Origin of the sequence: Elizabethkingia occulta (genome assembly GCF_002023715.1) — a bacterium.
GTDB classification, from domain to species: domain Bacteria; phylum Bacteroidota; class Bacteroidia; order Flavobacteriales; family Weeksellaceae; genus Elizabethkingia; species Elizabethkingia occulta.
Window position 1 is genome coordinate 306184 of the sequence record NZ_MAHX01000013.1, and the last position, 18704, is coordinate 324887.

Here is an 18704-nt window from a genome sequence, read left to right on the forward strand (position 1 = left end):
AGTTCTACAATTAGTTCGATGATGTATTGATAGTAACGTGTTAAAATATTGACGTCCATTATTTTTTAATTATGATAGTTCGTAACGTGGTCTTATTTTCTGCAAGATATATGCATCACTTAAATCATTATAAAAGCCTATCTGTCTCAATTTTATCTTAAAAGCTTCTACATTTTCTTTAAAGGCTAAGTGAGTATGAAGATCCGTGTTTTGAAAACGTTTTTCCTCCAATCCATTTATAATTAACCCGTAACGGTCTTTCAGATTACGCATCAATTCTTCAATAGACAAGCTTTGAGTAATAAACTTATCGCCTTCCAAATGCAAAACCTGTATTTGAACCAAAGCTTCTAATAATCTGGTGCCAAGCATATATCTTCTAGGATGTTTTTTACTTCTTCCTTGAGCTAAAAATCCTCTTTCGCTATTTTTTTGTGACAAACTGTCTAATAATTCTATGTGATCCTTATGTAATCGTTTTCCTCTCACTTTTAAAAGTAACTCAACATATCTGTCAAAGTAGGTTGTTTCATATTTTACCATTTCGGTGAGTAAGTCTTTATCATCTTCGTCCTGCTCATTATAGACGACATCCCAATACGCCTCAAACTTCGTTTCGTATTGATTCAACTCATTTTTAAGAACTTCCAATGCTCTTCCTATGCTATCCGAATTGGATTCGTCTAACTTTAGTTTTTGGATAATACTATTAATTTTAAATGTAGCTTTGACGTATTTGTATAGTGAATTATATGTTTTTTCCGCTTCAGCTATAGCAATAGAAGAAACTTTACTTTCAAAATCGTCTGTAGTATCGATCACAATACTCCAATCATCAACAACATCTTTTGTTCCCGCCTCAATCATTTTTGGCAATAAATAAATGACTTTATGTATATACAAAGCGAGGTGAAATGAAGTAATTGTTTTCAGATAATCAATCAAAACATTTCTTGGGATTTTGGATTTATACACCAACAATCTTCGAACATCATCGCAGAATAATTCTGCTTGTTCTATTAAAATAGGTTTTACTTTATTGAGCGTTGTGTTGCTTTCCATAAAGCCAGGATTCACATTTTTTATCAAATATAAAATTCCTAGACTATCTACATCCAATTCTTTTGATTGAAGTAATGTGTTGGTTGTTTTATCCCATCCATCAGCTAAAAAATTCCGGAGATTCTCTTTTACAATTGGGTTTTGTCCTAACATCAGGTAAACTTGATCTGCTGTAAAATAATCTCGTGTATTGGGAACATTTCTTACCCGATAACTTTCAAGATGGATAGGTCTTAACGAAGATATTTTTTCTTTTTCAGAATTTCCACGGTTTACCATATTGACAAGATTGGTACGCAGCCAAAGCTCTACCGCTTCGGGATTTTCTTTAAAACCATCCAATTCATTACCTTCTTCCAGTTTTTGGAAAATGTTTTTTAGTTTATCGAGTTCAATAAAAACACTGTCACCTCTTCTTGTTCGTTGTTTAGGACGAATGCCTTCATGCTTTAAAAGCATAAAAAGATTGACCAAGGTATTATCAATTCTAATCGTTTTGGCATCAGCCGTAAAAAGGAGCTCATTTCTAAATGTACTTTCCTGTTTGTTAAGTTTGATTGCCATAGTTAATAGGTTAATTTTTTAATAGCAATTTTGTTATGATTCTTTTTGATAGAATAAAACATACGATTATCTGTTGTTACTACAATCTCATCATAATTCAGATTCTCTAATAGGTTTTTAAACACAATCAATTCAATAAATTTACCTCGTAAATCATTTAACGACGGACTAAAGCCTTTTTTAATAAAGTAAAGCATTTCATACAAATCCAATGAAATAGCCAACTCGATATGTTTATTTATTTTATGCCTAAAAATTAAGCTATCCGGTTCGTATTCCAGATATTTAATCAAATGGTCTGTGCGATTTACTATCAATTCAAAATCTTCTAAGGGAAACATTTTAAATGATTTTCCTCGAACATCTTTTACATCGGTCGAAGCAAGAATTAGATTTTCTTTATCCAGCGAATCATTATCACACCCTTCGTTTAAAGAGACCGCTCTTGAAATTATCTGTTTTGTTGTTTCTTCGATTGTAGATTGGGACAATATAGAAACGAAATCAAAAATAGATTTGTAAGGCAAGCGTAATAAATAAGAAGGCTTTAGACCTTTATTAGTCGGTTTTTCAGTAGTTTCTTCTGTAGAGATGTCTTCCTTGAACCAACTTGTTTTTCCTTCAAAATAATGATGTCTAACAAACGCTTTATGGTTTTCTCTTATCGTTTGAATCAACTCTGGAGTCTGCTCATGTGCTGGAATAAAGGTTTTTTGTTCGTTAAAACTATCTAATAAATTAGATTCTCTTTCCGCAAATACAACATAGTCTTTTGGATTATGATTACTAAAAAACAACTCTCTGTCCAAATGTGGAATCGCAACTTCGCCAACATCTGTTTCTCTTAAAAGTTTTATTAGGCGATCCTTATTTCCACTGTCTTCCGAAATAGGATTGGTGATATTGAAATAATAATATTGCCAATATTTTTCAGGGTTTGTATCTTTTAACAATTCTGTCTGTGATATTTCTTCACAAGAAACATCATGAGTAAGCATAAAGGCAATAAAAGAACGTATATCACGCATTGTGATATGCAATTCACGTTTTAAACTAACGGTTCTGATTAACCATTCTAAACGATTAATAACTGTTTCTCCAGAAGCCGAATCGTTTAAAGTATCAACATTGTACTTAATAAAACAGTTTTTTGCCAATTCACAACTTTCGCATTTTTCCCAAAGTGATTTTTGTGTCAATGCTTTTACCTGATTTTTAAATAAACTTCCTTCTCCCGAATCATCTGCAACCACAGAGCGAAGATTCAAATTAACAATCATTACGCCTTCCGGAAGTTGGGTATGCCCCTCTTCGTAAAAGTAATCTTCGATTAATTTTGCTAATTTATGATGCTTATTTGAAGTCTTTAGAAACTCAACCAACCGTCCTTCATTTATCGCAATGATACGTCCTTCTGCTGCTTGAGTATATTGTTTAATATCTTCAAAAGGGTAGAAAAATTTTTCTAAAACGTCATTGTTTATCTTATTTTCTTCATCTTGAGAACCATCATAGTTACTTTCATAACTTACGCCGTTTATTTTAAATCTCGCTCCATTATGATGCGCAAAATGTTCGACATGTTTAACAGATGTGTGTTGTTCAATCTTTTTGATAAATGCTGTTTTTCCATCACCTGCATTTCCGGTAATAATAAGCAGTTTGTACTGTCCATCTACAATAGCTGGAATAAGACTTTTATCCAGCTTGGTAGGTGTGTACGTCTGTTCATCCAATTGATGCGCATTGCTGTTTACCCTTGTTCCAAAATTTCCATATTTTGATTGGCTATACAATGAGTTTATATATTGAATAATACCAACATCGGTTGTTATAGTCGTCGTATCTTTTGATTTCGTTTCCGGTGCAATATCTTCTAAAATCTGATCTTCAATAGCAATTAATGCATCAAACATTTCCTGTGCATTTTGAAAGCGTTGAGAAGCATCGGTAGCAATAGCTTTCAATAAAAAGGAGGCAAACTTATCCGATATTCGATGTTCAATTTCTTTAGGATTATTTGATTGTCTGCTACTCATCGGCATTTTAGATGGATGCCACGGATATTGTTTACAAACTAATTCATACAAAGTTACTCCGAGAGCAAAAGTATCAGCCGATAAATCCCAGTTTATCTTATAATTGTCAGCAATTATATCGGGAGCTAAATACGGATTTGTACCAACAAAATCTTTATTGGTTTGGTTAGAGGATGCCACATTAAAATCAATCAGCACAAAACGTTCTCCTTTGTCCCAAATAATGTTTTGTGGTTTAATGTCTCGGTGCAAAACAGGTTTTTCTTTGGACTGCATTGCTATCAAAGCCGAAAGAATTTCCTTACCTACTTGAAATATCTTATGAATAGGCAATTTGGCATCTGTACGTGTGTAAATGCTTAAATTCTCCCCATCTAAGAATTCCATTACTGTAAAAAACTGCCCCGAAGCCGCTTCATCATTCCATTTGAATTGAACAATGTTGGGATGATTTAAATTGATTAATGCATCGTATTCGTCTTTTACAGAACTAAAATTTACACTTTCATTGAATAATTTCAAAGCATAAAAAGTGTCTTGAATACGGTGTTTTACTTTGAATACTTTGGAATAACCGCCTTTGCCTAATGTTTTATGAATTGAATACGTTCCGATAGAATCGCCTTCTTTTAATTCTTCAAAAGTGGATGATTTTACAACAGGTGCAAGTACAGGAGCTACTTCTGCAATAGATTTGCTCTCTATGGCATTGGCAATAAAATCTTGTAAGGTTTCTATACTTTCTATTCGCTTAAAATCATCTGTTAAAATGGTTTGTGAGCAGACCTCATCAATCCATTTAGGCAAATTGGAATTGATATGTGTTGGGAGTAAATCTGCTTTCAGTTTACCTCCCATTTTATCCAAATCATAAGGCGTTTTGAATGGTTCTTTGTCTGTAAATAACCAATAGATTAATACGCCTAATGAATAAATATCCGAAACTGCACTAGCATCATTCACCGTCAATTCCAAAGGGTGATAAGCTGTTGCGTTATTTTGATTGATGGTCGGCATAACGGTATATCCTTCCTCACTGTGATCAATGAAATAAGATTTACCAAAATTACCCAGATAAGCATATCCACTGCTCAAATAAATATTATCCGGATTGATATCTCTATGAAAAATACTTTCTTTATGTGCTTCTTTCAGTGCCACAATTACATTGTTAATGATATCAATCTTTTCTTTGAATGTAAAGGTTTTGACACGACCTTCTGAACGTAAGGAGTTTTCTTCTAAAAAGTCAGAAATTTCATAGAAGAGATGATTGACCTCGTCGATACGAAACTCTACATTTAAGATAAATGGTTTCGCTTTTAACTTATTGAGTGCGTGATATTGGTTCTTGACTTTATCTTCCCGTTTCTTCAGTTCTTCCGCAGATAAACCGCTTACTTGCAAAGCATATTCCTTAATTCTACGACGTACCGAAGTAACACCTTTGGGCTTTACTAGATATTCCGTAAAATTTGGTTCTTGCTGAATGATTTCCAACACTTCATAGCCCTCAATTTCTCTTTTTTGTTCGGGAGATTTCTTGGATTGCCGACCGATTAAGAATTGCATTATAGCTTGTTGAATTTCAGCAATATCATCTTCTAATTTCCCAATGCTGTACGGATCAGTAATAAAATCAATCAGTTTATTATTCAGTCCGAAGGTAAGCTTTTGTGCTTCGTGCGAGATAACAGGCGGATAAGTATTCTCGTAAGAAAGCGTAAGCATATTTTGGATCCACGCTTTTCCCCAAGCAAAGTTGGCTTCTTTGAGTTTGGATGCTAATATCGCTGTTTTTTGTCGGCCGGTCTTAAGCGGATTAGGCATTTGCCTATCATTGAGATACCAGTAATGGTCATCGCCCTCAATACGTCCCTTCCAATCTTTGTTTTCAATATTATAAATTCCGTGTGGAGCTACGCAAATTAAATCGTATTCCCAGTATTGGGTACGATTGTTTTTGGGATTGGTAGAAGCAATCTCCACATTAGGAATTAAATAGTAATTATCGGGAAGATTTATCTCCAGATAATCCAACAATCTCTTTTCTCCGGCATTGACAACCGATTCGAAATAAGGTGGTTTTATGATACTTGCCATAGGTCAATTTCTTTTTCTATTAAAGCAATGGCTTGACTTTCAAGTTTAAAAGCGGCATCAAATTTAGTAGCAACAATTCTTGCAGTATTACCTATACTGTTACCGAGATCATCTGGTATAGGTACTAAAATTGAACAGAAATTATTCCAGTTTGCCCATTCGATAACAGATCCTGTTTTAAATTTTTGAATTAATTCTTGTCCGACCTTCGATTTAAGAAAAACATATAAATAACCTTCATCAATCTTACTCTTATTAACACGAATCCTTACAATCTGTTGACTGGCGAAAACTCCTGTGTAAAAATTTTTATAACAGTATTCGGTTTTGCCTAATGTTCCAAAAGCTGAAACTAATACATCTCCATCTTTTGTTAAATTCTGTTCAATATTACGGGTTAAAGTTCGGCTCAATTGCTTTGTCAAATCCGGTTTTAACAATCCCAATGATTGACCTGTAAATAAAGTTATACCTTTATTTACAAATGTTCTAGCCCTTAAATTTGAAATATTAACACTCTCACAAAGATCACCTAATAATGCATTATTTTTTGTTCTAATTTGGGATTCGATAAAGGTTTTATTGGGTAGATAGTAATCTGCTTCAAGTCTATTTTCATTAGTATATTTATCTCCATTTTTAATTGTTGAAATGTTGACTTTAAATGTTTTGGGAGCAGTCCTAAAATTATACTGATTTTCAATGTAATTTATCGCTTGCTTTAACAATCTATTTGCTTCAACTCTTAATTTAGATGCCTCCACAATATAATCATGTATTTTTTGCTGTTGAATCTTAGATAAATTAGGTACAGGTAAATTTGCTAAAGTTTTAGGTTCAATTCTAGGAACAACTGTTCCATAAATATAGGATTGAATATAATTATATGCTGTCGGAGAAGCTAGAAAAGCATAAATGTATCCATAGGGAAACTTAGAATTATCTGAAATTACCCTTATAATATCTTGCGAACCTATAATTCCATCAAGGTCTTCATCTATTAATCTTACATTACCAACTGTACCTGCACAACTTACAAGGATTTGATTTGTCCTAAGTGTCATATCTTCCTGTCTAGGTGTATGTTTTTTGGATATGACTTTAGCTATTTCTAAAGGATTAGAATTCATCATATGTTGAGCAGAAATATAAGGTAGACCAAACTCCTCTCTCTCAACAAATAACCGTCTGAATATTCCTCCGGTGTAAATGTCTTGAACAGCATGTTTCAATTCTACAAAAGGTCTTTTATTTTGGATAGCTTTATCTATCCTTTTTTTACCATAGTTTAGATGGTAATTAGGTTTCATTATTTTGGAACCATTTACAATATTCTTATTTGATACAGTTGCTATTTTCATTATATTTTGTATCGTTTAAAAAATTAAAGTAAGCTTGTGTGATCTTTGGCAAGTCATCATCTAATAGACGCTGTTTTTCAGTACGAGATTTTACAACTGGTTTTCCGTCCTCTGGTCGGTATGCTACATATTTATTCTCTACTGGAAATATAACTTCAGCGCCATCTTCATCTCGTAAATATATCGGATTCCCTCTTCGGTCTTTGCCTAATTTTTCGGCAATTGCCATAAACACATCATAATCTTCTTCTCCTTCGTGGGCAATGTTACGCTCATTGGCAGATTTCTTTTGTAGGAACAAAAGCGAAGCTTGTACACCCACTTGTGGCATAAAAGCTTCAACTGCTAAATCTACTGAAGCCAATATTTTAAACTTATCTAATATCCATTCTCTAACAGGTAAGGTATTGGGATTACCTAAAATACCGTCAGGTAATACAATAGCCATTTTTCCGTCTTCTTTCAGAAAATTATAACAAGCTTCGATAAACAGTACTTCGGGAGCGTTTGAATACTTGGATAATTCATAATTAACAGCAATATCTTCATCTACTTTTACTTTAGCTCCAAAAGGAGGATTGGTAAATATGATGTCGAATTTCTCTCTCGCACTGTTACCATACATTCCCTCATCATCTTTCATTGCTTTTAAACTCCTATTGATTGCTTTTTCAATTTTTTCAATTTCGGTAGGATGCTCCCAGTTAGGGTAAGCCAAAGAATTGACGTGAAAGATATTTGCGTGTCCGTCACCTGCCATGACCATATTCATTCGAGCCGCTTTCTTTAAATCAGGGTCAAAATCAAAACCGAATATGCTGTTTTTTGCATATTCACGAACTCTTTCGTTTACTTCATAGGTATTATATTTTGCAGCAAGTAAAACTTCATCCGTAATTTCCGGATATAGCTTTTCTGCTATTTGTTTGCGAACATGATCCAACACCATCACCAAAAATCCTCCCGACCCACAGGCAGGGTCAAGCACTCGGGTATTTTCAGTTGGATTCATCATTTCTACCATCGCTTTGATGATGTTGCGAGGAGTAAAGAATTGACCAGCCTCTTGTTTCAGGGTATTACTTACAATGGTTTCATAAGCCAAGCCTTTTACATCTACAGAAGCATCAAGAAAGGAGTATTTTGCCAATTCCCCTGCAATAAATGCAATTCCTTTGTCGGTTAATTCTATTGCTTCATTCCCATCAAATACATCAGAGAACGTTCCTTCTGTTTTTAGCTCTTCAAATATTTTCTTAATTCTATCAGCAACAGCTTTTCTACCTTCAGCGGTGTTTTGTTCTTTTACACCAACCCAAAAATAACGACGATAAGAAATACCATCTGGCTGAGGCATAAAACGCCTTTTCTCATCATACAATTTACAGAAAATAAGATAAAGCAGTTGCCAAAACGCATCTTTCTTTCGACCTTCATTTCCATAAATATAATCGTGAGAACGTTTAAAAACTTTGATTAAGGAATCGTTGGCAGGTTTACGGCTATGTGAGCGATCACCACGATTTAAATCATCTAAAGTTTCTCCAAACCCTGGAAAGTCGGATAAATCAGAAAAACTATCATAGCCAAAATCATCTTCCTCCCGTTGTAAATATTTGATATCTGTGCCGTTTGTCCATAAACCAAACTCACAACTAGCAACAGCTGCAAGTGTATTTTCTAAGGTGATGATTACGCCTTTTTTCTTGTCGTTTTCTTTTATCTTTTCATCCTGCACGATAGCAATTCGAATAATAAAATCCTGATCGTGCGATTGACCTTTTTCAAAAATAGCTAGATCAATCTTTTGTTTTTTATTTTTCCCAGTGTCTGGATCAGTATAAATAATATTAAAATCCCGTTCCATATCAGTCAGATCAAAACCATACTCTTCGTTGAGCATACGGATTATAGACTGTAGATTATTTTCTTGTGATGTAGCTTTTCGTGGTTTTTCTGTAAGAATGCACATCACTTGATTGTCTTCTAATATTTGTTCTTTTGTATTATTAGTTGTCATTATTATATTTTTTGGTTGAGGATTTGAAAACAATCCTGTATATCATCAAATTTTATATGATTTGTTTCTAGTATTTGGTTGAATAAAATACTGTTTTCAGCTGCTTGAAGTTCGGCTTCTATGATCGCTTTTAGCTTTGCTTTATTGACTTCATTGTCAGATAAGAGAATATTGATATCAACACCTAACAGGGCTGCACCAGCTTTTGTAGTGGTAAAGTCTTCTATTTCATATACCTCTTTATAATGTTCTATAGCTGCTCTTTCTTCGTGAATATTTAGATAGTTTAAAAGAATAAACCCCATATCATCTGCATCTTTATTGCCTTTATGATGCCTGTCTTTCCAAGCAACCAATTTCAAAATAAAAATTCCTGCTAATGAAACAATATCAATTTCCAATGTGTCATCTATCTTAACCCTAACCAAATCCTTTTCTGCTTCTTCAAACCCCAATACGGTCATTGCAAAAGACTGATCAGGTGGCCAGAAGATTTTATCTTCAGCAGTTGTAATCCCGCCATAAGGAACTATATCCAACTGAAAATCTCTTAGATATAAAAATCGCTGCTGCTGCTTTGGATCTTTTTCAAAATCAGGAAGTTGTATTATTTCGTTTTCAATAGTTTTAAATTCCTCCCATTTATCCACAGCTATAGCAATATCTATGTCTTGAGTTCTTCTACCGGACTTTTCTCCGTGAAGCTCCATAATGATATCCCGCGCTGTTGCCCCAATGACAAAAAATTTGATTCCCAATTTTTGAAATACAGGAATTAGCTCATCCAATAGTTTTTTTAATAATGGATGTTCCAGTTTTTCACTTGATATGTTATAATCCATTTTCTAGGATGATTTTAGCTGTTTCTATATTTCTATTGTTTCCGGTTCCTAATAAATCAGCATATATGACTAAGGGAGGGGCAGTATATTCATTCTTCAAATGAAGGCTATCTGTCCAGAATTTATTATACAATTCAATATTTCCTTCTTCGTCTGGGACAAGTTTCAGTTCTTTTGCAATTTTGCTTGTCTCTTCGTCCGTATATATGATATAATCTTTTGGTTTTAAATGACTAGTCAGAAGTTCTCCTCCTGGCTCTCCTCCGAAATAGAGTTTTAAATTTGTATTATTTATGATGCCATTGACATTAAATTCATTTCCTAGAGATCTCATCTTCCTCCTTAAAGAGCGGGGTTTTAATAATTCATTGTAGGCAATTACCCAGCGTTCAATGATTTCATCTTGATTTTTTAAAACTCTTTTGTTTCTTGTTTTTAACAAATAGTGATTTTCTTCCAGCTCCTTAAAGATATTACTTACAGATCCCAAAGCAATTCTTGTTTTTTCTGCCAATTCTCTATAAGAAAATTGCAACGTTTCAGGATTAGAAATAAGCAATAGAAGTAATTTTAGACCTGCTTCCTGAAATGCTCTGGTTTGGTTCGTTTTTTTATTGATTTTTGCTTTTCTGCCTTCTATGTATACAAAAAAATCCTTGGTCTTAATAAAGGCATTTCCAGATGCATCAAGATAATTGATGCTATTTTGTTTAAGCTCTTCTGTTGTTTTTTTAGTTAAATAATCAGCAATGACAATATTATTCTTTGAACTACTAATGTCCTTCAAAGCAGACATAATGATGCCGTAATTTGCATTTTTTGCATTCTTTTTAGCAATGCAATAAAAGGTCTCATTGTTAATTTGAAGCATCACATCATAGGTTTCCCTAACACTTGCAATAGTGATAGGAATCCCTGTTGTGTCTTCTAGGGAAGCAATAGCTTCATAAACAAAATCATTGTCTCTATACATTTCTTTGTTCAATAAAATTAAGTGTTCAGCAGGAATGAACATTCAAAAATAATGAACAAAAATAGATTGAACAAATTTTTAGAAAAAAAATATGATGTTTAATATTATAGCTGTTATTTAAATTAACCTTCTTAACCCTCCTCTTTTCTCAGGTTCTTTCCGTTTTATTTTTTTTCATAAATATTTAAGTATGTATTTGATAATAAATCATTTGAAATATACACTTTAATTGCATATTAATACTTGAAGTGCAATTTCTAAAGAATGGAATAGATAACATTTACTGATTTTTAGTAAAAAATACTATATACTCATTTGTAACATATTTGTACCATTTTTATCTAACTGATTGATTATCACATTTAGTTATCTTCGAAGAAGTAAAATAATTATTGACGACTCAATAATAAACAATAGAGGACCGCTGTAAATTAATATTTTACAGCGGTTTTTTGATATAGTAATTTTAGTTAGTGCTTGATTTTAATTAAATTTTATCAACATTTGAACTTTCTGATTGTGCGAAAGTGTTTATTGATAAAATTAGCAGAATGATTAGATTTAGTTTTTTTCATTTAGAATAATTGATTTCTAATTAATAAGACAGCTCAGAAAAATGTTTGTTACATCCAGTGACGTATTATTTCCCAATTTCTTTTTCGATTTTATTAAGCATTTCTTTGGCATTATCGTTATTGGGATTCAGTTCAAGCGTTTTCTGATAATTCTTTTTAGAGGCGTTGTAATCTTTTTTTATAAAATAAATCTCACCTCGCGTATCATAAATATTGAATGAATTGGGGAATTCCGAGACCGCATAATCAATGACTTTCAAAGCTTCATCAGTTTTTCCTTCACCTAAAAATTTGTAAGATAATCTATTGAGTTCATTTTCAAAACTATTAAAGTTATAAGAATCGAATTTGTTTTTCTTTAGGTCTTTCAAATAAGCAATTCCTTTTTCTACAGATTCCGATTTCATTTTTCTGTAAACTTCGAAGATGATTAATGGTTTCGGGACATCCACTTTTGCATTGTATAAAACACCAAAAATATCATCAATAATAGCTTCCAATTGTCCGCCTCTTTTACCAGCTCTGGTATTATCAAGTAAAATGACATATATTTTGTCCTCTGGAATTCTTGCAATATTGCAGGAAAAACCGTTGATTCCGCCACTGTGAGCCATTGTCGTAATATTTCTTCCCGAACCTAAAAAATTCTGATGTTTCTGAACAACCAATCCGTAAGCATAATTCCCTAAATTGGGTGTGAAATATATCTTCATGTTTTCGTCATTCAATAAAATATTCGTGTACAAAGCATCATCCCATTTTCGCATATCATTTGCTGTGCTGTACATTCCGCCGGCAGAAAAAACAGAAGTTTTGATATTGATGTAATCTGTTTTTTGATAGCCATCGTAATCAAAATCATAACCCTGTGCAAAATTTGAAATGATATCTTTAGGGTTTTCAATGCCTGTATTTTTCATTCCAATGACATCAAATATTTTTTCCTTGAGAACTTCTTCGTAAGGTTTTCCGGTAATTTCTTCAATAATTAATCCTAACAGATAATATCCTGTGTTGCAATAATTTTGTTTTGTTCCGGGTTCAAATCCTAGATTATCCTTGAAATATTTAACGGCAAATTCTTTTCCCGATAAATTTTCGAAAACCATTTTAGTTTTAAATTCCGGAAAATCAGTATAATTTGGTAAGCCGGAAGTATGCGTTAATAATTGATGAATGGTAATTTTACTTCCAATATTTTTGCTAAACCAAGGCAGATAATCAGCTATTTTATCATCAAGTTTGATTTTTCCTTCCTTTTTCAATTGCATAATCAGCATTGCTGTAAATTGTTTGGTTATGGAACCAATTCTGAATTTAGTGTCAGAAGTTGCCCCGATGTTCCAGCTCATATCTGCTTTTCCATAATTTTTCTGCAGGATGATTTCGCCGTTTTGGACAACCAGCGCACTTCCATTAAAAAGATTATAATCGTGATATTTATTAATTATCAAATCGATTTTCTTAGCTTTTTCTTTGGTTGAATTAGATACTGTTTTTTGTGCAAAAAAATTTAGAGGTAAAAGCATCAGTAATGCAAATAGGAAATTTTTCATAATCGATTTTGATTTTATAATTCGATGCAAAAATGAGTCTGAGCGCTTAAATACACGACCGATTAAAAAAAGTCGAACTCATTTTTCAATAAATTCGATGTTTAAAGTGAATTTTTTCTAAAATCTGTAGGTGTTGTTCCTGTATGTTTTTTAAAAGAAGTTCTGAATGAAGATTTGGAATTAAAACTAACCTGATAGTGTATTTCCAAAATTGTCAGGCTTTTTTGCGAGGAATCCTTCAATATTTCCTTCGCTTTTTCAATTCAGTATTCATTGATGAAATCAAAGAAATGTTTGTTCATATATAAGTTAATCATTGCAGATAAATCTTTGACTGGTATTTTCACTTGCTCTGCCAAATCTTGAATCGTCAATGATGAATCCAAATAAGGCTCTTTTGAAATCATAAAATTTTTCAAAAATTCTATCTGTAGATTTTGATACAAAGCTTAAGATTGAAACGTAAAGAGTATTTTTGAAAGATTTGTTACAGGTTATATATGATTAAAAATCTTTTGAAAGAAGAGGCTTCAGATTCTATTATTGCCAGAGTTAAAAATTTATCTGCAACTCACCAGCCCCAATGGGGAGAAATGACTGTTAGTGAAATGCTCCTTCATTGTAATTCCTGCAACAGACAAATTCTGGAAGAGAGCAGAGGAAATAAAAGAACAACTATAAAACAATATCTACTGAGGATCCTTGCGCTTTATATAGCTCCCAATTTTAAAAAGAATATTAAAGGCGATCTCAGGCATAGTACAAAAGGTAAAGTTAATATTTCTGATTTTGAGAAACAGAGAAATGAATTTATTCTATTAATTGGTGAATTTCCGGCGAACGATCATCCTCTTACTCTTTCCCATCCTGCTTTTGGAAATATTTCAACAAATGAATGGGGAATAGCAGCCTATAAACATATGGATCATCATTTAAGGCAATTTGGGGTATAACTGTTCTTGCTGGAGTACACTAAAAGTTATCAACAAAAGCTACTATCAAAAAGCATAAATTCAAATTTTTGTGAATAAATATTATTAAAATAATCATTTATGTTTGTGATTATGAGTAACTTCATCTTCTAAATTATAATGTCATGCGAAAATTAAAACTGCAAATGCACATTTCTCTGGATGGTTATGCAGCAGGGGTTAATGGTGAAACAGACTGGATATTTTTATCAGGTAAACAGGACCCGGCTGCATTTCAATTTATTGTAGACCTTGCGGAGACTAGTGATACGCTCTTACTTGGTCGCAAAATGACCCCGGGATTTATTCAGCATTGGGAAAATGTATTCGATAACCAGGCTGATAGTCCTGCATATGCAATGGCCAAACCTATAGTCAATATGAGAAAAATAGTTTTTAGTCGCAGTGAAAATACTATTACAGGACGTAATATTGAACTGGAAAATGGAGATTTGGAAAGAGTTGTGAAAACGCTTAAAAGTCAGCCGGGAAAAGATATTCTCGTATATGGTGGCTGCAACTTTGTAAGTTCTCTTATCAGCCTAAACCTTATTGATGAATATTATTTGATTATCAATCCTATTGCCCTTGGCAGTGGCTTGCCTATTTTTAAAAATCAAAAATCATTGGAATTACAAAGCTCAACAGCTTTCAGTCATGGAAAGGTGATTAATAAGTATATTCCAATATAATTTATCCTTTACAAAAAATACCCCGGAGAAGCTCCGGGGTATTTTTATATTATTTTTTCTGAATGATGATTTCATCTTTTCGGATCTGTTCCAGATATATTTCCTGAAATTTTACCGGCATGTATTCGTACAGTTTGTCCCAATGCTGATCTTCCGATATTCTTTTCATACTTTCAAATGATCTTACAAAAAGACTTTCAATAATATATTTTATATAATTATTCCCGTTTCTGTAAAGCCATTCCATAGATTTTATATGGTAGGAAATCATGTTGATTTTAGCTTCCTGTAAAAGTAGTTTCAGATGATTGATAACTGCCTGTATAATACCTGCAAAATTATTTTGAGCAGATAACTGGGTAATTTCATTCCGAATGGAAGGATAAGATATTTTTAAATATTCTGTAGCTATTTTCTTATTGATCGTTTGCATTTTGTCGTTCATCATAATCTTTAAGTTTTTTAAAGCAATTTAAGTGTCGCGAAAATTATGCCATTGTTAAATATAGGTGGCAAAGGCAAAGATGCCTACAATTGCAGCAATGTGGACTGCCAGAATTTCAATGTTATGTCTGGTGTTAGAAGACTTCCATTCTTCTATGTCAAATTTTCTTCTCGTCTTTCTTTTCATAATTTTAGATGTTAGTGATAGTAGTTAAACGGCGATGTCAATCATAATATTTGTTAAAGAATAAAATTACATTCCCGGTTTGTAAATCTGCCGGAAGTATATCTTTTGCAAATCCGGAGAAATATTGCAAAAAATTACCCTTTTGTATTCTTTGTTACAGGACGCAGTTAAATAATCCAGAGAATAAATAAAAATATTTTCTACAGCATTTTTTAGTGCGATATCTCCTTTTTTGTAAATATGATCCATTTTCTCCAGGCTCTTGAATAAAAGTCGATTTTCATTTTTACGAATCATCTCCCTTATTCTGTCTGTGAATATCTGAATAATACCAGAAGTATTCTGATCGGAGAGTTCACTTTTTATCTCCGGAATAATGGCTGTAATTTCCTGTGTCGCTTCTAAATGATTCATTTTTTTGAATTTTGAACGAGATATGCCAAATAATGTTCCTTTAGAATTAATTTTGTTCCAATAATTTGTAAATCTGCTTGTTATATTTATATTGGTTATTTTTTAATAAATTAAATTCCTCTCAATCTGATAGATTTTTATCAAAACGAGAGCACAGTTTTTAAAATGAAAAAAATAATTTAATGAACAATATTTTTTTCATTTTTTTTAAGATTATTTGTTATATTCAGGGTTGTTAAACTGATAATATGGTAATAAATTTAGATTGTTCAAAATATTTAAAGAAAATAAATAAAAAAGAGGTAATTAAAAATCTATTTGACTTTAATTTAGGTTCAGTATTAGCTGAAGTGGTTGATTTTGAAATGAGTATAGAGACCAAAGCTTTTTACTTTTATTTAATGCTTCACGGTCTACAAACGAACAAATGGCCAAGGCTTATGGTAGAGAACAGCTTAATTCTACATTTGATCTGGTATTGATTTCTAAACAGATGCAAAAAGAATATAAAGATTTTTTAGAGCAAAATGTTGTCTTAAAAAAGAGTTTCTTTGAAAATATTTTGCAAGCGGATAATAGTTATTTAATTGCTTCGTATAATTTATTTAAAAAATTTTCAGAAAATATAGAGATTCCTCTTCCATTAGATATTAGAAGTATTTATTATATAAATTATAGAGAAAATATTAAAAATGAATATCAGAATAATAAAGATAGATATCAAGAGTTGGTAAATTTTTTTGATAATCCCTTATCACTACAGAGTGATAAATTAGCATTGCTTCTATCAAAATATGATGAATTCAAAAATTTTTATACTATTCCACTACAACAAAATTCTGAATGTAAAGAGACTCTTGAAGATTTATATATAGAGCCTTTGTTTTCAGTGTTTGAGAATAATTTAGTAAGTATTAAAGAAGATGATCACTTCAATAAATTTCATCTTTACTCAGAAAAGAAAACTATTCATGATTTTTTTTCTGAATATTTTTTGAAAGGAAATAAAAATAATAAATTAAAGGAAAATTATGATATGGCTTTTGTTCTTGGGCAACCAGGGCAAGGGAAAACCTCCTTTTGTTATAAACTTATACATGACTATTTAGAATCTCATTCTGATTTGCCTCCAGTTCCAATAATTTTTTTGAAAATTAGAGAATTAGTCGCTAAGGACTTTATTAATAATCCGTTTGAAGAGATTGGGCGTCGCTTTCATTTTATGGATTTTAATGAAGACGAATTTATATTAATAATAGATGGGTTAGATGAAGCTTATATGAGTGGGGGTATCACAGATAGTGATTTGCGGAATTTATATGAACGATTAAAAAAGAGAGTAAATAAGAAAATAAAAATTGTTTTGACATCTAGATTTAATTACTTAAACACTGGTGATTCTTGTTTAGATGGAACATTAATATTACAATTGAACGAATTAACGGATAAACAGATAATAAATTATTGCTCTAATTTTAAAAAATTTCACCCAGAAAATCTTCTGATTAATAAAATTGAATTAATTATAGGAAATGAGCAATATAGACATATTAGAGAATTATTGAGACAGGCTGTGCTAATTTATTTCATTGCAATTTCTAATATTGATATAGATGAGAGAGATTCAAAGACAAAAATATATGATAAGATATTTGATTCACTAGCACAAAGAAGTTGGGATTCTAATGGACAATTAGATTATTTTAATTCAAGGATAAAATCTGATGTTAACCTTTATAAAAGATATTTAAAGGAATATATTAGAAATATTGCTTTTGAAATTTATCAATCACCAAAGTTATTTATAACCGTTAAAAAGCTATTAGAGTTAGAATCGACTAAATTGTTTGTCAAGAGATGTTTCCAAAAAGATTTATTTAGCTCAGAAGAACAACTTCAGGAAATATCAAAGTATCTTTTAATAAGTTTTTATTTTCAACAAACTAATAAAAGTAGCTCAGAAACAGCATTAGAGTTTTTTCATAATTCTTTATGGGAATATTTAACAGCAGAATTTTTCTGGGAAGAAAATAAAAAAATATTATTACAAAAAGATGAGTATGAAGAATTAAAAACTATTTGTAAAGAAGATTATTTTGTTTTTTTAAATAAAATTGTAGGAAATAAAGCCTTTGGGAGTATTTCTTCTATATCACAAAATTTGATAGAAATTATTGAGGTTGAAGATAATGATATCAAAAGAGAAGTATATGAACAGTCTAAGGATTGTTTCTATGAATTGCTTAAAGTCGATTTTTTATTAGAATTTCAATATAAAAAAGATGGATTAACTGCAATAGAAAAATCACAGCAATTGTTTAATGTTTTTTGGTCTTTTATTCATGAATGTTGTGTTAACTGTCAAGAACTGTCATTCGTTTTTTTTGATGAAAATTTAAATTATTTATTTGATAATAGTGGTGGTTTTTTGATTTTTGAAAGACTATTTAATACTGTAATAGCCGAATCTTCAATGAATTCTAAAATTTTCGTTGATAGTTATTTATATAATGTATTATTTGATAGCGGTATATGTGTCTTCGATATTTCGCATAGTTATTTTGTGAATATTTGTTTTAAAAATATTTATTTAACTAGGAGCCTTATTCAAGATAATGATTTTGAAAATATTGTATTTGAAGAATGTCAAATTAAAGAGCTAGTAAGCTTTGCTGATAATGATTTTAGAGATATAAAAATGAATAATGTTGAAATTCTAGATAAATCATGGTATAATGAATTTATTAAGCATAATAATTTTGATAAACCTTTTGAGGAAAATCACAAAATTGAAACTAGAATTGAAGAAAATCATAATAAAGAGAAAGTGAAAAAATTTTATATTGTATATGAAGAATAAGCATAATAGAAATAGAATTATCTTTGCATCTCTCAAAAAAT

The 18704-nt window shown here is 31.4% G+C and carries 14 protein-coding genes; 3 read left to right on the plus strand and 11 right to left on the minus strand.

Annotation, left to right across the window (positions count from 1 at the left end; genetic code table 11):
* Positions 1-69: 69 nt before the first annotated feature.
* The 8 genes from mads7 to BAZ10_RS19240 all read right to left on the minus strand — a co-directional run bounded on the left by mads7 (position 70) and on the right by BAZ10_RS19240 (position 13358).
* Positions 70-1626: a methylation-associated defense system protein MAD7 gene (gene mads7, locus BAZ10_RS07795; protein WP_077564205.1), complete on the minus strand. Its 1557-nt coding sequence runs from the start codon at positions 1624-1626 to the stop codon at positions 70-72.
* 2 nt (positions 1627-1628) lie between these two features.
* Entirely contained in the window at positions 1629-5768 is a 4140-nt protein-coding gene (gene mads6 / locus BAZ10_RS07800) for a methylation-associated defense system protein kinase MAD6 (protein WP_077564207.1), read from the minus strand.
* Complete coding sequence (gene mads5, locus BAZ10_RS07805; RefSeq protein ID WP_077564209.1) at positions 5753-7129, minus strand: methylation-associated defense system restriction endonuclease subunit S MAD5; 1377 nt, start codon at positions 7127-7129, stop codon at positions 5753-5755. The genes mads6 and mads5 overlap by 16 nt, the downstream gene beginning before the upstream one ends.
* Complete coding sequence (gene mads2 / locus BAZ10_RS07810; protein ID WP_077564233.1) at positions 7104-9149, minus strand: methylation-associated defense system DNA methyltransferase MAD2; 2046 nt, start codon at positions 9147-9149, stop codon at positions 7104-7106. Before mads2 ends, mads5 begins: the two co-directional genes overlap by 26 nt.
* Positions 9150-9151: 2 nt before the next feature.
* The gene (locus BAZ10_RS07815) at positions 9152-9991 is read right to left on the minus strand and encodes a nucleotidyl transferase AbiEii/AbiGii toxin family protein (protein WP_077564211.1); all 840 of its coding nucleotides are present in this window, start codon (positions 9989-9991) and stop codon (positions 9152-9154) included.
* A complete protein-coding gene (locus BAZ10_RS07820; protein WP_230862014.1) occupies positions 9981-11006 on the minus strand; it encodes a type IV toxin-antitoxin system AbiEi family antitoxin in 1026 nt (341 codons plus the stop codon). Before BAZ10_RS07820 ends, BAZ10_RS07815 begins: the two co-directional genes overlap by 11 nt.
* A gap of 598 nt (positions 11007-11604) precedes the next feature.
* Complete coding sequence (locus BAZ10_RS07825; RefSeq protein WP_078771582.1) at positions 11605-13095, minus strand: serine hydrolase domain-containing protein; 1491 nt, start codon at positions 13093-13095, stop codon at positions 11605-11607.
* Positions 13096-13196: 101 nt separating this feature from the next.
* Positions 13197-13358: a helix-turn-helix domain-containing protein gene (locus BAZ10_RS19240; protein ID WP_311316300.1), complete on the minus strand. Its 162-nt coding sequence runs from the start codon at positions 13356-13358 to the stop codon at positions 13197-13199.
* 237 nt (positions 13359-13595) lie between these two features.
* Here BAZ10_RS19240 and BAZ10_RS07835 point away from each other — a divergent pair, with 237 nt between their 5' ends.
* On the plus strand, positions 13596-14048 hold the full coding sequence (locus tag BAZ10_RS07835) for a DUF1569 domain-containing protein (RefSeq protein WP_078771583.1): 453 nt from the start codon (positions 13596-13598) through the stop codon (positions 14046-14048).
* A gap of 143 nt (positions 14049-14191) precedes the next feature.
* Complete coding sequence (locus tag BAZ10_RS07840; RefSeq protein WP_245803775.1) at positions 14192-14758, plus strand: dihydrofolate reductase family protein; 567 nt, start codon at positions 14192-14194, stop codon at positions 14756-14758.
* Between the two features lie 49 nt (positions 14759-14807).
* Here BAZ10_RS07840 and BAZ10_RS07845 read toward each other — a convergent pair whose 3' ends face one another.
* The 3 genes from BAZ10_RS07845 to BAZ10_RS07850 all read right to left on the minus strand — a co-directional run bounded on the left by BAZ10_RS07845 (position 14808) and on the right by BAZ10_RS07850 (position 15803).
* Positions 14808-15206, minus strand: a complete 399-nt coding sequence (locus BAZ10_RS07845) for a DUF7674 family protein (protein WP_078771584.1) — start codon at positions 15204-15206, stop codon at positions 14808-14810.
* A 51-nt stretch (positions 15207-15257) separates the two neighbouring features.
* Positions 15258-15389 (minus strand): hypothetical protein, encoded by a 132-nt coding sequence (locus BAZ10_RS19350; protein WP_021348893.1) that lies wholly within the window; start codon positions 15387-15389, stop codon positions 15258-15260.
* 66 nt (positions 15390-15455) lie between these two features.
* A complete protein-coding gene (locus tag BAZ10_RS07850) occupies positions 15456-15803 on the minus strand; it encodes a DUF7674 family protein (RefSeq protein WP_078771585.1) in 348 nt (115 codons plus the stop codon).
* Positions 15804-16230: 427 nt separating this feature from the next.
* On the opposite strand from BAZ10_RS07850, the gene BAZ10_RS07860 reads away from it, so the two are divergent.
* Positions 16231-18663 carry an NACHT domain-containing protein gene (locus BAZ10_RS07860; protein WP_108721273.1) on the plus strand — a complete coding sequence of 811 codons (2433 nt, stop codon included), beginning with the start codon at positions 16231-16233 and terminating at the stop codon, positions 18661-18663.
* Positions 18664-18704: the final 41 nt, after the last annotated feature.